The 12,927-nt window shown below is 71.1% G+C and carries 9 protein-coding genes and 1 pseudogene; 5 read left to right on the top strand and 5 right to left on the bottom strand.

Annotation, left to right across the window (positions count from 1 at the left end):
- Positions 1-13: 13 nt before the first annotated feature.
- From AB0230_RS04965 to AB0230_RS04955, 3 genes and pseudogenes are all read right to left on the bottom strand, one after another.
- Positions 14-1,042 (bottom strand): agmatine deiminase family protein, encoded by a 1,029-nt coding sequence (locus AB0230_RS04965; RefSeq protein WP_315993724.1) that lies wholly within the window; start codon positions 1,040-1,042, stop codon positions 14-16.
- 58 nt (positions 1,043-1,100) lie between these two features.
- Complete coding sequence (locus tag AB0230_RS04960) at positions 1,101-3,974, bottom strand: aminotransferase (protein ID WP_366374293.1); 2,874 nt, start codon at positions 3,972-3,974, stop codon at positions 1,101-1,103.
- A 365-nt stretch (positions 3,975-4,339) separates the two neighbouring features.
- A pseudogene (locus tag AB0230_RS04955) lies at positions 4,340-6,013 on the bottom strand (amidase); the annotation flags it as partial.
- A 119-nt stretch (positions 6,014-6,132) separates the two neighbouring features.
- On the opposite strand from AB0230_RS04955, the gene AB0230_RS04950 reads away from it, so the two are divergent.
- Together AB0230_RS04950 and AB0230_RS04945 are read left to right on the top strand one after the other, a co-directional pair.
- Entirely contained in the window at positions 6,133-6,813 is a 681-nt protein-coding gene (locus AB0230_RS04950) for a phosphatase PAP2 family protein (RefSeq protein WP_315993722.1), read from the top strand.
- Between the two features lie 16 nt (positions 6,814-6,829).
- Positions 6,830-7,639 carry a DUF1206 domain-containing protein gene (locus tag AB0230_RS04945; RefSeq protein WP_315993721.1) on the top strand — a complete coding sequence of 270 codons (810 nt, stop codon included), beginning with the start codon at positions 6,830-6,832 and terminating at the stop codon, positions 7,637-7,639.
- Between the two features lie 10 nt (positions 7,640-7,649).
- On the opposite strand, the gene AB0230_RS04940 is transcribed toward AB0230_RS04945, so the two are convergent.
- Positions 7,650-8,276, bottom strand: coding sequence for a TetR/AcrR family transcriptional regulator C-terminal domain-containing protein (locus tag AB0230_RS04940; RefSeq protein WP_315993720.1), 627 nt, complete (start codon positions 8,274-8,276; stop codon positions 7,650-7,652).
- Between the two features lie 195 nt (positions 8,277-8,471).
- Between AB0230_RS04940 and AB0230_RS04935 the strand changes: the two genes are divergently transcribed.
- Positions 8,472-9,584 carry a PQQ-dependent sugar dehydrogenase gene (locus AB0230_RS04935; protein ID WP_363387306.1) on the top strand — a complete coding sequence of 371 codons (1,113 nt, stop codon included), beginning with the start codon at positions 8,472-8,474 and terminating at the stop codon, positions 9,582-9,584.
- Between the two features lie 6 nt (positions 9,585-9,590).
- On the opposite strand, the gene AB0230_RS04930 is transcribed toward AB0230_RS04935, so the two are convergent.
- Positions 9,591-10,397 carry a DeoR/GlpR family DNA-binding transcription regulator gene (locus AB0230_RS04930; RefSeq protein WP_363387303.1) on the bottom strand — a complete coding sequence of 269 codons (807 nt, stop codon included), beginning with the start codon at positions 10,395-10,397 and terminating at the stop codon, positions 9,591-9,593.
- A 234-nt stretch (positions 10,398-10,631) separates the two neighbouring features.
- Between AB0230_RS04930 and AB0230_RS04925 the strand changes: the two genes are divergently transcribed.
- Positions 10,632-11,924: a sugar ABC transporter substrate-binding protein gene (locus AB0230_RS04925; protein ID WP_363577800.1), complete on the top strand. Its 1,293-nt coding sequence runs from the start codon at positions 10,632-10,634 to the stop codon at positions 11,922-11,924.
- Between the two features lie 73 nt (positions 11,925-11,997).
- The gene (locus AB0230_RS04920) at positions 11,998-12,927 is read left to right on the top strand and encodes a sugar ABC transporter permease (protein ID WP_315993716.1); all 930 of its coding nucleotides are present in this window, start codon (positions 11,998-12,000) and stop codon (positions 12,925-12,927) included.

The following is a 12,927-nucleotide window of genomic DNA, read 5'->3' as shown; positions in this document are numbered from 1 at the left end:
GGCGCGCCCCCGCTCAGCCCACCTTCGGCTGCTGCTGCGTGATGCAGTGGATGCCACCGCCGCGATCGAAGATCGGACGCGAGTCGATCGTCACCACGCGTCGGCCGGGATAGGCGTCGGCGATGATCTCCGCGGCGCGCGCGTCGGCGGCGTCGTCGCCGAAGCCGCACAGCACGACGCCGTCGTTGGTGACGAGGTGGTTGATGTAGCTCCAGTCGACCCAGCCGTGCTCGTCGCGCAGGGTGGAGGGGGCGGGGACGCCGGTGATCGTCACCGACCGACCGAGGGCGGCGAAGGCGTCGGTGAGCTCCCGTCGAACGAGGACCGAGACCTCGGCGTCGGGGTGCGCGGCATCCGTCTGCTCGTGCACGAGGACGTGGTCGGGCGAGGCGAAGGTCGCGACGATGTCGACGTGGCCGTTCGTGCCGAGGTCGTCGTAGTCGCGGGTGAGGCCGCGCGAGAGCCAGATGGCGTCGGTCGCGCCGATCGTGCGCGCCATCTCGGCCTCCACCCGCGCGCGGTCGGCGAAGGGGTTGCGCCGCGGGTCGAGCTGCACCGTGTCGGTGAGCAGCACGGTGCCTCGACCGTCGACGTGCAGGCCGCCGCCCTCGGCCACGAGCAGCGAGTCGATGCGCTCGGCGCCGGCGTGCGCGGCGACCACGCGCGCGAGCAGCGCCGACTTCTGCCACTCGGCCCAGTCGGGGGCGCCCCAGCCGTTGAAGATCCAGTCGACGGCTCCGAGCACGCCCGGGCGGTCGGGGTCGACGACGAAGGTCGGGCCCACGTCGCGCATCCAGAACTCGTCGAGGGGCGCTTCGACGATCTCGACGTCGGTCGACAGCATGCGCCGGGCGCGCGCGATCTCGGTCGGATCGACGACCATCGTCACGGGCTCGAACTGCGCCACGGCGTGCGCGACCTCGGTCCACGCGCGATAGCCCTCGTCGCGGGTCTCGGCACCCTCGCCGAGGGTGACGCCCTCGCGCGGGAAGGCCATCCACGTGCGCTCGTGCGGGGCGGATTCGATGGGCATGCGCCACATGGCGGGCTCCTGGGGTTCGGTACGGGGCGGATTCAGCGGCGGGGGATGCCGCGCGGGGTCAGAAGCCGGTGCTCAGCACACGGTCCAGCGCATCGACGAAGACGTCGACCGAGGCCCGCGTGATCACCAGCGGAGGCTTGATCTTCAGCACGTTCTGGAAGTCGCCGGTCGGCTGCATGATGACGCCCCGCTCGAGCAGACGGTCGCAGATCGCCGCGGTCTCGGTCGTGGCGGGTTCGAGGGTCTCGCGGTCGCGCACGAACTCGAGCCCCAGGTAGAGCCCCGATCCGTGCACGGCGCCGACGAGGTCGTGCCGCTCGCCGAGCTCTTCGAGGCGGCGCTGCAGGTGTCCGCCGACGACCCGCGCGTTCTCCTGCAGGCCCTCTTGCTCGATCACGTCGAGCACGGCCATGCCGATGGCCGACGACACCGGCGATCCGCCGGTGGAGGAGAAGAAGTAACCCTGCGTACGGTAGCGGTCGGCGATCTCCCGGCGCGTGATGACGGCTCCGAGCGGGTGCCCGCCGCCGATGGACTTGGCGACCGCGACGATGTCGGGAACGGCATCCTGCTGCTGGAAACCCCAGAACCATTCGCCGAGCCGTCCGTAGCCGACCTGCACCTCATCGGCGATCGCGAGACCGCCGTGGCGGCGGACGGCCGCGTACACCTCGCGCAGGTATCCGTCGGGGAGCGCGACGCCGCCCGCGTTGCCGAAGTACGTCTCGGCGATCATCCCGGCGGGTGGCCGACCGGATGCCGCGAGCCCATCGATCACCGCGACCGCCTCGGGGGCGTACCGCACGGCATCCGCTCCCCGGTGTCTTCCGCGGTAGGAGTTCGCCGCGTCGACGGTGTGCACCCACTCGGGTCGCGTCTCGAGGGCGAAGGGGTTGTCGGCGATGGAGGTCGACACCGCATCGCTGGCGTAGGTCCAGCCGTGGTATGCCTCGCGCATCGCGACGATGTCGGGGCGTCCGGTCGCCGCCATCGCCAGGCGGATCGCGAGGTCGGTCGCCTCCGACCCGGAGTTGACGAAGAAGACCGTGTCGAAGCCGTCGGGGAGGGTCGCGGCGATGCGGTCGGCGTAGTCGGCGATCGCGCGGTAATGGAAGCGCGAGTTGGTGTTGAGCAGGTGCATCTGGCGCGATCCCGCCGCCACGACGTGCGGGTGGGCGTGACCGACCGAGGCGACGTTGTTGACCATGTCGAGGTAGACGCGGCCCTCGACGTCGATGAGCAGCTCGCGCCACCCGCGTTCGATGCGCGGCGGCACCCCGTAGTAGTGCTCCTGCACCTCGGCGAGCACCTCGTGGCGCCGTTGCAGGGAGTCGTCGTGCGGCGGTGCGGTGGGAGGGAGGCCGAGGGCGGCTCCGGGATCGCCGGCGACCTCGCGCCACGCGTCGGCGAGGGCGCGCGTGGTGCGCGGGGGAGGGACGAGCCCGTCGACGCTCCGCCGCACCGACAATCGCGTCCGCGCGGGGAGGGTTCCGGATGCCGCCGCGGCGGCGGCTCCGCTGATCGTCAGGGCCTCGGCATCCTCCGTCACGATGAGCGCATCGCCGTCGACGCGGGTGTCACCGTCGAGGAGCAGCGGTTCGGCGAGCCACACGAGCACGTCGGTGGGCACGGTCTCGGCGGTCGAGGGGAGCGGGTCGGTCGTTCCGGTGAGGCGCGCGCGCCACGCGGGGACGGTCGCGATCTCGGCGCCGGCGTCGAGTGCGGCGAGGGCCGCGTCGTCGAGGGTCGCGGCGTCGAGCCAGGCTCCCGCGTCGTTGAGCGGAGACTCGGTCGAGGCGTCCAGCTCGACGCGGCGCCCGGGCGGCAGCAGCGGCGTCCCGGTCCAGCCGGGCTCGCTCCGCCGCGGGCGACCGAGGGCCGCACGCGTCGCCGCGGTGAGGACGGGGAGGGGCACGGATGCCGCCTGCTCGAGGATGCGGAACTCCCGCTCGAGCGCCCCCGAGGCGTAGTCGTTGGCGTCGTCGAGGCGCACCTGCGCGCGCCCGCTGAGCACGAGGACGGCTCCGCGGAGGACGACGAGGGGCCAAAGCGCCGTGATCTCGTCGTCGCCGAGGTCGCGCGCCCGGTCGAAGGCGCGGATCGCGGGGAAGGCGCTCTCGGGGGTGGCGCCGTCGTGGTGCAGCACGGAGGAGACGGTGACGGCGATCTCGCCCACCCGCCACGACGCGCACACGTCGCCGAAGTCGATGACGGCGTCGGGCACTGTCGCGCCGGGGGCGCGCAGGACGTTGTCGTCGGTGACGTCGAAGTGCCCGGCCTGCAGCGGGAGGGCGTCGGCGACGGGCGCGAGGGCGGCCCGGGCCGCGTCGGCGGCGCGCTGCACGGTGCCGCGCACCTCGGCGTCCGGATCGAGGGGGAGCAGGGTGTCGATCACGCGCGCGGCGTGGCGGAGGTCCCACTGCAGCACGCGGCCGCTCGCGGGGTGCGTGAAGTCGGCGAGCGCGAGGCTCACCGCACCGGCAAGGGCGCCGAGTCCCTCCACGACCGCGGGCGCGAGGTAGCTCGAGCCGGTGAGCGTGCGCCCCGCGATGTTCTCGATCACGCGCGCGTGGATGCGCCCCTGGCTGGAGTCCCACCAGGTCGACATCGGCCCGTGAGGGCCGTCGACGATGCGGGGGATGCGCACGTGCGGGCTCCGTTCGGCCACGCGGGACGCCGCGGCATCCTGCAAGTCGATCTCAGCCTCGCTGAAGACGGGATTGCTGAGCTTCAGCACGCCGAGGGGCTCAGTCGATCCGCGAGGGAACACACAGAAATTCTGGTCCTGCTGACTGCCGAGCGCCTGCACGTCGATCTCCACGCCGAACGTCTCGGCGAAGAGGGACTGCACCTCGTCGTCGCGGAGCGTCGGGGTGGGCAGGTCGACCTGGCGGAAGTAGTCGAACACCGGGACGGGGGTCGTGTCGTTCACGGGCTGTTCCTCGGGTGATGCGGGTGTCACAGGGGAGAGTCGGATGCCGTGCCGACGGCGCCGGCGACGGCTCCGCCGGCGTCGCGCACGACGACGACGACGAGCGGACCGAAGGGGGCGACCCACTCGCTCGCGGGCTCACCGTACGCGTCGGGCGCGACGCGGGCCATCCCGCGGAGGTGGTCGCCCTCGACCTCCACGTCGACCCGCACGCCGTCGACGTAGGCGGCGTGGTCGCGGGCCGTGCCGCCGGTGATCGTCGCGCGGAAGCGCACGAGTCCGCCGTCGCGGCGTACCTCGTCGACGACGACCGCGAGCTCTCCCTCGCCCGTCGGCCGGGGGGCGGCGAACAGCGCCTCGTCGGGCAGGGCGGGCGTGCGCGCAGGGGCGGTGCGGCGCTGCCCGAGGCCGGCGATCGCGGCTCCGAGCTGCACGAGGCGGACGTCGCTGTAGGCGGGCCCGGCGATGGTGAGGCCCACCGGCATCCCGGTGTCGTCCATGGTGCCCATCGGCACGGTGACGGTCGGGATGCCGAGGTGGCGGGGTACGAGGTTGCCGTTCGAGACCCAGACGCCGTTGCGCCAGGCGATGTCGGCCGAGGCGGGGTTCACGTCGGCGTCGGCGGGGCCGACATCGGACTGCGTGGGGAAGATCACGGCGTCGATACCCTCGGCGTCCATCCACTGCTCGACGTCGACGCGGCGGGTGTGCTCGAGGCCGCGGAGGCCGGCTTCGAGGCTCGCGACGTCGCGCCAATCCGGCTCCCACTGCGCGGCGCGGGCGACGTACTCGCCGATGTCGTACGAGATGTCGTAGTGCCAGATGCCGTAACGGTCGGGCAGGGCGCCGGGCGGGTGGGGGAAGATCAGCGCGGGGTCGGCGTCGGACAGCCGGGGCAGCGCCGGGTCGCCGTTGGTGCGGAGGAACCTGTCCATCGCCCACACCGCGAGGTCGCCCACCTCGTCGTCGAGGAACTCCCGCGTGACGAACCCGCGGTCGAGGAAGTCCTCGTCGCCGTCGTGCAGCTTCTCGTAGCGGTCGACGACGGGGAAAGCGGTCTCGACCACCTCGGCGCCCGCGGCCTCGAGGTCGCCGCGCAGGTCTTCCCACAGTCGCATCACGCTGTCGCGCGTGAGGATGGGCGAGGCGTTGTCGGGATCGCCGTTGACGTAGATGCGGGGCACCGCGAGGCGCAGGCCCGCGAGCGGCAGGGGCTCCAACCGGGTGAAGGAGTCGGGGCGCACCTCGGACGGGCGGGGGAGCGGGATCCACGGCTGGGTGCGCCACAGGTCGCCTTCGGTCTGCGGGTCGTCGGCGACGACGGCGTCCAGCACGTGCTGCAGATCGCCGATCGTGCGGGTGTGCGGCACGACGACGTCCATCGTCGGCACGAGCGGCCAGTTGCCGCGCACCGAGATGACGCCGCGCGAGGGCGTGTACGCGACGAGGGCATTGTGCGAGGCCGGCGCGCGACCCGACGACCAGGTCTCCTCGCCCAGGCCGAAGGCGCAGAAGCTGGCGGCTGTGGCGGTTCCCGAGCCGTTGGACGAACCCGAGCCGAACGCCGAGGTGAGGTATTCGCCGTTGTACGGCGATTCGGCGCGTCCGTGGACGCCGCGCTGCATGCCGCCGGCCGCCATCGGGGGCATCGTGGTCAGTCCGAGGAACACCGCCCCGGCCGCGCGCAGGCGCTCGATCGCGAAGGCGTCGTCGCCGGCGATGAGGTCGCGGAACGCCGGGGAGCCGGATGCCACGGGCAGACCCTCGACGCGGTAGCTGTCCTTGGCCGTGAAAGGGATGCCGTCGAGGGGGCCGATCGTCTCGCCTCGGGCGCGACGCCGATCACTCGCCCGCGCGTGCGCGAAGGCCCGGGGATCGAGCACGGGGACGCTGGTGAGCCGGATGCCGGTGCGGTCGTACGCGGCGATGCGGTTGAGGTACCGGGCGACGAGCTCGACGCTCGTGACATCGCCGGCGTCGAGGGCGGCGCGCAGCCGGTCGATGTCGGCTTCGACGACGGTGAAGGCCTCGGTGGTCATGGCAGAAAACCTACACCGTTTGTTTTGTGAGTTCGAGAGGGATTTCCGTCCCCACGAGCGTTCCCTCCCCACTCGGCAAGAGCTACCCCTCCGCGGCGCCGTCCTGGCACGATTCGAGGATGGATGCCACGACCGACGAACCCGCACTCCTGCCCGACCGCCCACGCACCGATGCACGCCGACCCGTCGCGCTGATCGTGGGCGTCGTCGCGACCGTGCTCTTCGTGGCGCTGCGGCTCGCGGTCGACCTCGACGGGGGTGCGCCGCTCGCCTTCGACCAGTGGTGGGACGACACCATGGCCGCGCTCGCGAACCCCGTCGTGGTGATCATCGCCTGGATCCCCGCCACGGTGGGCGGCACCATCGGCATGATCGTGATCGGCATCTCCACCACCATCGTGTTCCTGCTGGTCAAGCGCCCGTGGGACGCCCTGAACGTGGCGGGGGCCATCGCCCTGGTCGTGCTGATCGGCGCCCCCCTGGCGGCCGTCATCGCCCGCGCGCGGCCCACCGACTCGCTGGCCGAGACGCAGGCGACCTCGTTCCCCTCCGGTCACACGGCGGTGGCCACGACGATCGCGATCACGCTCGCGCTCATCCTCCGCCGCGGATGGATCTGGGTCGCGGGGACGGTCTGGGTGCTGCTCATGATGTGGAGCCGCACCTACCTCCACGCGCACTGGCTGTCGGACGTCGTCGCCGGCTTCCTCGAGGGCGTCGCGGTGTCGACGCTCGTGTGGGCGCTGGTGGAAGTGTGGCGCGTGCGTCGCGCGCAACGGGTGGCCGAGGTCGACTCCTGAGCGCTAGCGTGCACGGATGACTTCCGCCTCCGCTTCCTCCGCGGCCGATAAGGCACAGGACTCCACCGCCTTCCGCGTCGCGGCGCGGATCGGCTACGTCGTCCTCGGGCTGCTGCACCTGCTCATCGGGGCGATCGCCATCTCGATCGCGACCGGCGGCGGGGGCGAGAGCGCCGATCAGAGCGGTGCGATCCAGCAGGTGGCGGCGGCGCCGGCGGGAATGCTGCTCCTCTGGGTCATCGTCATCGGTCTCGCCGCTCTGGCCGTGTGGCAGATCGCGGATGCCGTCGCCGAGCGCGATCCGGATACGAAGAAGCGCTGGGCGCACCGCGCGAAGTACGTCGGAACCGCCGTCGCCTACGGGGCGATCGGCGCCACGGCCCTCACGGCGGTGCTCGGAGGCCGTTCCGAGTCGGCCGACTCCTCCCGCACGCTGAGCGCCCAGCTCATGGCGATGCCCGGCGGCGTCTTCGTGCTCGTCCTCATCGGGCTCGTCGTGGCGGCGGTGGGCGTCGCGTTCGTGGTGCGCGGCGTCACGAAGGCTTTCATGAAGCGACTGTCGAGCCCGGGCGGGGAGATCGGCCGCGGAATCCGCATCTTCGGGATGGTCGGCTACATCGCCAAGGGCATCGCGGTCGGCGTCGCCGGCATCCTGTTCCTCGTCGCCGCCTTCGCGCACGATCCGAACGCCGCGGGCGGACTCGACGCGGCGCTGCGCGCTCTCGCCGGGCTCCCCTTCGGACAGTTCGTGCTGTGGCTCGTGGGCGCGGGACTCGTCGTGTACGGCCTGTTCTGCTTCGCCCGGGCGCGCTACGCCCGCATGTGACGAGCGTCGCTCAGGCGGCGCGGGGCCGAGCTCCGGCGATGAGCAGCGACAGGCCGAGTTCGAACGCGCGCGTGGCGACCGGATCCACCGGGTCGTGGGCGGAGAGCGTGGCGTAAGCGGCGGCGAAGCGCGGCACGGCCGCCTCCTGCCCGGTTGGGTCGAACATCACCGCCGGTCCGCTCATGTCGAGCACGCTGCCGAGGATGAACGACTCGAACGCCGTCAGCAGCGGCAGGATGTCCTCGCTCGTCCAGCCGACGCCCTCGGCCGCGACGGCGAAGTCCTCGTACTGCGACATCAACAGCGGCGCCGACGAGCGGTGCGACATGAGGAGGGGGATCGTCCTCGGATGCCGGCGGAAGGCGTCGCGGTACGAGCGGGCCCAGAGCAGGAGCCCCTCCTCCCACTCCCGGTCCCGCAGGAACGACGAGTCGATGCGCGACGACACGAGCGCGCGCACGTCCTCGACCAGCGCGGCCAGATTGGGCACGTGGTTGTAGAGCGAGGTGGGGTGCACCTTGAGGCGGTCGGCGACGCGGCGGATGCTCGCGCCCTCGCTGCCGTCACGGTCGACGAGGGCGAGGGCGGCGCGGGCGATCGCGTCGCGCGAGAGCTTGGGCTGGGTCGGCCGGGGCACGGCGGGGCCTTTCGGTGGTGTCCGACCACGGTACGCGATGCGCGTGGCGCGGGCCGTGCGCGGCTGCGCGGGACGCGGAGGCATCCGCCCGCGCGGGGTGCGATCGCCGGGGATCGCAGCGGGCGTCCGGGCAACCCCCACCCGCCACCCAGGCGGGTCGGATATCCCAGGAGGACCACGCCGACGAGGAGACCCATGACCGCTCCAGCCGCTTTCCCCCGTCGACGCGCGGGTGTCGCCGGTTTCATCGCCCTCGGGCTGACGGCGCTCGCCGGGTGTGCGCCCGAGGGGCGGACGGATGCCGTCCCCACGGCGTCACCGTCCACCTCTCCCCGCGTGTCGGCGCCCGGCTCCGCGCCCGCCCTCGGCGACCCCGCGGTCGTGGTCGACGGACTGACGACGCCGTGGTCGGTGGCGTCCTCCGGCGGCGTGATCCTGCTCAGCCAGCGCGACACCGGCGAGATCCTCGAGGTCGTCGACGGCGACGCGCGCCTGGTCGGGGCGATCCCGGGCGTCGCGCCCGGCGGGGAGGGCGGACTCCTCGGCATCGCCGTCCGCGACGGCTTCCTCTACGCGTACGCGACCACCGCGGACGACAACCGCGTGCTGCGGTCGCCGCTCGAGGGCGAGCCCGGGGCACTGCGCCTGGGCGCCGCGCAGACGGTGCTCGACGCAATCCCGTCCGCGAACATCCACAACGGCGGGCGCATCGCCTTCGGGCCCGACGGGATGCTCTACGTCACCGCGGGCGACGCGTCGGAACCGCGAGCCGCCCAGGACCCGGAGGCGCTCGGCGGCAAGATCCTGCGCGTGGCCGCCGACGGCTCGATTCCCGCCGACAACCCCTTCCCCGGCTCGCCCGTCTGGAGCCTCGGCCACCGCAACCCGCAGGGGATCGGGTGGGATGCCGAGGGCACCATGTACGCGTCGGAATTCGGTCAGAACACGTGGGACGAGCTGAACGTCATCGAGCCGGGCGCGAACTACGGCTGGCCCGAGGTCGAGGGCATCGGCGGGCGGGACGGGTTCGTCGATCCGGTGCAGCAGTGGGCTCCCGCCGAGGCGAGCCCGAGCGGCCTCGCGGTCGTGGACGGCGCGGTCGTGATCGCGAACCTCCGTGGCCAGCGGGTCCGCGTCGTGCCGACGTCCGACCTGGCGTCGGCCGAGGAGTATCTCGTGGGCGACTACGGCCGCCTGCGCGATGTGGTCGCCGCGCCCGACGGGGCCGTGTGGGTGGTCACGAGCAACACCGACCGCGGCGGAGGCGACACCGACGCCATCCTCCGGGTGCCGCTCGTTCGCGACTGAGGGCGCTCAGGGCGTGAGGACGGTGACGCCCGCCTCGGCGAGGGCCGCGGCGAGGTCGGGCGACGGCGGCGCGTCGGTGATGAGGTAGTCCGCCTTCTCGAGCGGCGCGATCTGCGCGAACAGGCGGCGATCGAGCTTCGAGGAATCGGCCAGGATCGCCGTGCGATCGGCTTTCTGGATCATCTCGGTCATCATCGTGGCGTCGCCGAGGTTGCTCGTCGAGAAGCCCGAGCCGTCGACCGCGCCGACCGCGATGAGCGCGTAGTCGCACCGGATGTCGACCTCGGGGGAGTGCGAGTTCATCGCGAGCGTGACGGGCCCCGTCGTCGCCTGCGTGATCGTGCGCACCGCGCCGCCGAAGATGAAGAGGTCGCGGAACGCCGAGGGCGAGATCTCCGCCGGGATGCGCAGATTGTTGGTCGCGATCGTCAGGTCGCGGTGGTTGCGCAGGGCGCGGGCGACGGCGAGCGTCGTGGTGCCGGCGTTGAGCATCAGTACGGAACCGTCTTCGATCAGCTCGACGGCGAGGGCCGCGATGCGTTCCTTCTCGGCGATCTGCATCTGCGAGCGCACGTCGAGGCCGCGATCGCGACCGGGAACCGACATGGCGCTGACGGCTCCGCCGTGCGTGCGCACGACGATGCCCTCGCGGTCGAGCTGGTCGAGGTCGCGGCGCACGGTGTCGATGGAGACGCCGAAGTGCGAGGCGAGGTCGACCACGGTGACCTGGCCCGAATCGGCGACGTAGGCGGCCAACTCCGCTTTGCGCCCCGCCGGCAGTCGCCGCTTCGTCGTGGCTGTGGATGCGTCCATGCGGTCGTGTCTAGCACAGGACCGCACGAACAGCGGCAGAATTCGCGGCAAAACAGCACGGAAGTGCGCTTCCGTGCGTGAATGTGCCCTGATTGCCCGCATTTGTTTGCCGGAATTGTCACGAATCTGCATCAGTCCCTTGACCCGCCCGGCAGACCGGCGCATACTCGTGCTGAAAGACGCAAGAACGCGCAGAACAGCGCGAAATGCAGCAGATCTCAACGAGGAGAAACGATGGACAACAGCGGGCGCCGGCGTCGGAACGCCATCAAGCTCGTCGGAGTCGCGGCAGCGGCCACGACCCTCCTGGCCATGGCGGGGTGCTCGTCGAACACCTCGGCCACCTCGGCCGACGGAGACGTCACGATCGAGTTCGCGCAGTGGTGGGAGCCGGAGCTCGGCGACGGCCAGTTCCGCGGTCTCATGGACCAGTTCGAGCAGGAGAACCCCGGCATCAAGGTCGACCTGGTGAGCGGCCCCTACGCCTCGACGAAGGAGCAGCTCTTCGCCGGTGCGGCCTCCGGCACCATGCCCGACGTCGTCGGTCTCGACGGTGCGTGGGTGAGCGACTTCGCCAAGCAGGGCGTCATCGCCGACCTGTCGCAGCTCATGAGCGACTCCGGCTACGACGACAGCCAGCTCGCCAGCCAGATCAAGGTCGACGGCAGCACCTACATGATCCCGGTGGTGAACTTCGTCTACCCGATGTTCACCAACGACGGTCTGCTCTCGCAGGCGGGCGTCTCGGCCCCGCCGTCGACGCGCACCGAGTTCGCCGACGCGGCGAAGAAGATCAAGGCCCTCGGCGGCGACGTCTCGGGCTGGGTGCTCCCGCTCTCGCTCGAGGCCCCCAACGGCGTGCAGAACGACGTCATGTCGTGGGTCTGGGCCTCCGGAGGCTCCATGTTGAAGGACGGGCAGCCCGACCTCACCAACTCCGACGTGTCGTCGGCGACCGACTACATCCAGCAGCTGTGGGATGACGGCGTCATCGCTCCGGGGTCCTTCACCATGAAGGAGCAGGACAAGGTCGAGGAGTTCACCAACGGTCGCGTGGGGATGATGATCGACTCGCTCGCGCACATCAACCTCATCCGCGAGTCCAACCCCGACCTGACCTTCTCGATCTCGGCCATCCCCGCCGAAGACGGTTTCTCGGGCGAACGCGGCATCCCCTACGCCTCGTGGGGCATCGGTGTCGCCGAGAACTCCGAGCACAAGGACGCCGCCTTCAAGCTCGTGCAGTTCCTGATGAGCAAGGACGTCAACAGCGAGCTGTCGACCATGGCGAAGGCCTTCCCCGGCAACACCGAGAGCGTGCCCACGTTCGTGGAGGACGACGAGCTGTTCAAGACGGCGTTCGACATCTACAAGGAGGGCTACCCGGCGAACGAGTTCACCGGTCTCCCCGTCGCCGAGGAACTCATGCGCCAGTTCGGCGAGCAGTTCCAGTCCGCGCTCGACGGTCAGCAGTCGATGAGCGACGCGCTGAAGAAGACGCAGGACGAATGGACGTCGGAGTTCTGATCCGACCCCGATCCGGGATGCCGCACCGCCTTCGCGGGTGGTGCGGCATCCCGCCCATCGAAAGCCGCACACCATGACCATGCGCACCCTGACTCCCCCCGACACCGAGGTCATCGTCACCGGACGACCGGTCTCGCGCCGCACCCGGCAGCTCCGCAAGGCAGGCGAGGCCTACGTCTTCCTCTCGCCCACGCTGATCCTGCTGTTCGTCCTGATGATCGTCCCGATCGTCATGGTGATCGGCTACTCGTTCCAAGACAACGTCATCCTGAACAAGAGCCCCGAGGTCGTCGGTGCCGACAACTACGTCGCGATCCTCACCGACCCCGGTTTCTGGAAGGCCACCGGCAACACCCTCTTCTTCACGCTCACCAGCGTCGCCGCCCACCTCGTCCTCGGGCTGTCGTTCGCGATGATGCTGAACTCCCGCCTCATCGGCGCCGTCCCCCGAGCGATCTTCCGCGGCCTGTACGTGCTGCCGTGGCTGTTCACCGTCGCCGTCATCGCGGTGCTGTGGCGGATGCTGCTCGCCCCCAACGGCATCGTCAACTTCCTGCTCAACACGAACATCGAGTGGCTCGCGTCGCCGCAGCTCGCGCTGGGCACGGTGACCTTCATCAACATCTGGGCCGGCTACCCGTTCTTCATGGTGAGCCTGCTCGCAGGACTCCAGGGCATCCCGAGCGACCTCTACGAGGCGGCGACCGTCGACGGCGCCAGCCCCGCGCAGCGCTTCTGGAACGTCACCATCCCTCAGCTGCGTCCGATCATCGTCAGCCTCGTCCTGCTCGATCTCATCTGGACCTCGCAGCAGTTCGCCCTCATCTGGCTGACCACGGGCGGCGGGCCGATCGACGTCACCGAGATGCTCAGCACCTTCACCTACAAGCTCGCATTCGCCAAGTACGACTTCTCCATGGCCTCCACCTCAGCGGTGCTGGTACTGGCGATGTCGATGATCATCGCGGTGCTCTACGTCCGCCACCAGAAGGCGAGGGACTGA

This window comes from Microbacterium sp. NPDC089190, from assembly GCF_040701795.1.
Taxonomy (GTDB): domain Bacteria; phylum Actinomycetota; class Actinomycetes; order Actinomycetales; family Microbacteriaceae; genus Microbacterium; species Microbacterium galbum.
This window is presented reverse-complemented; position numbering and strand designations above follow the sequence as displayed.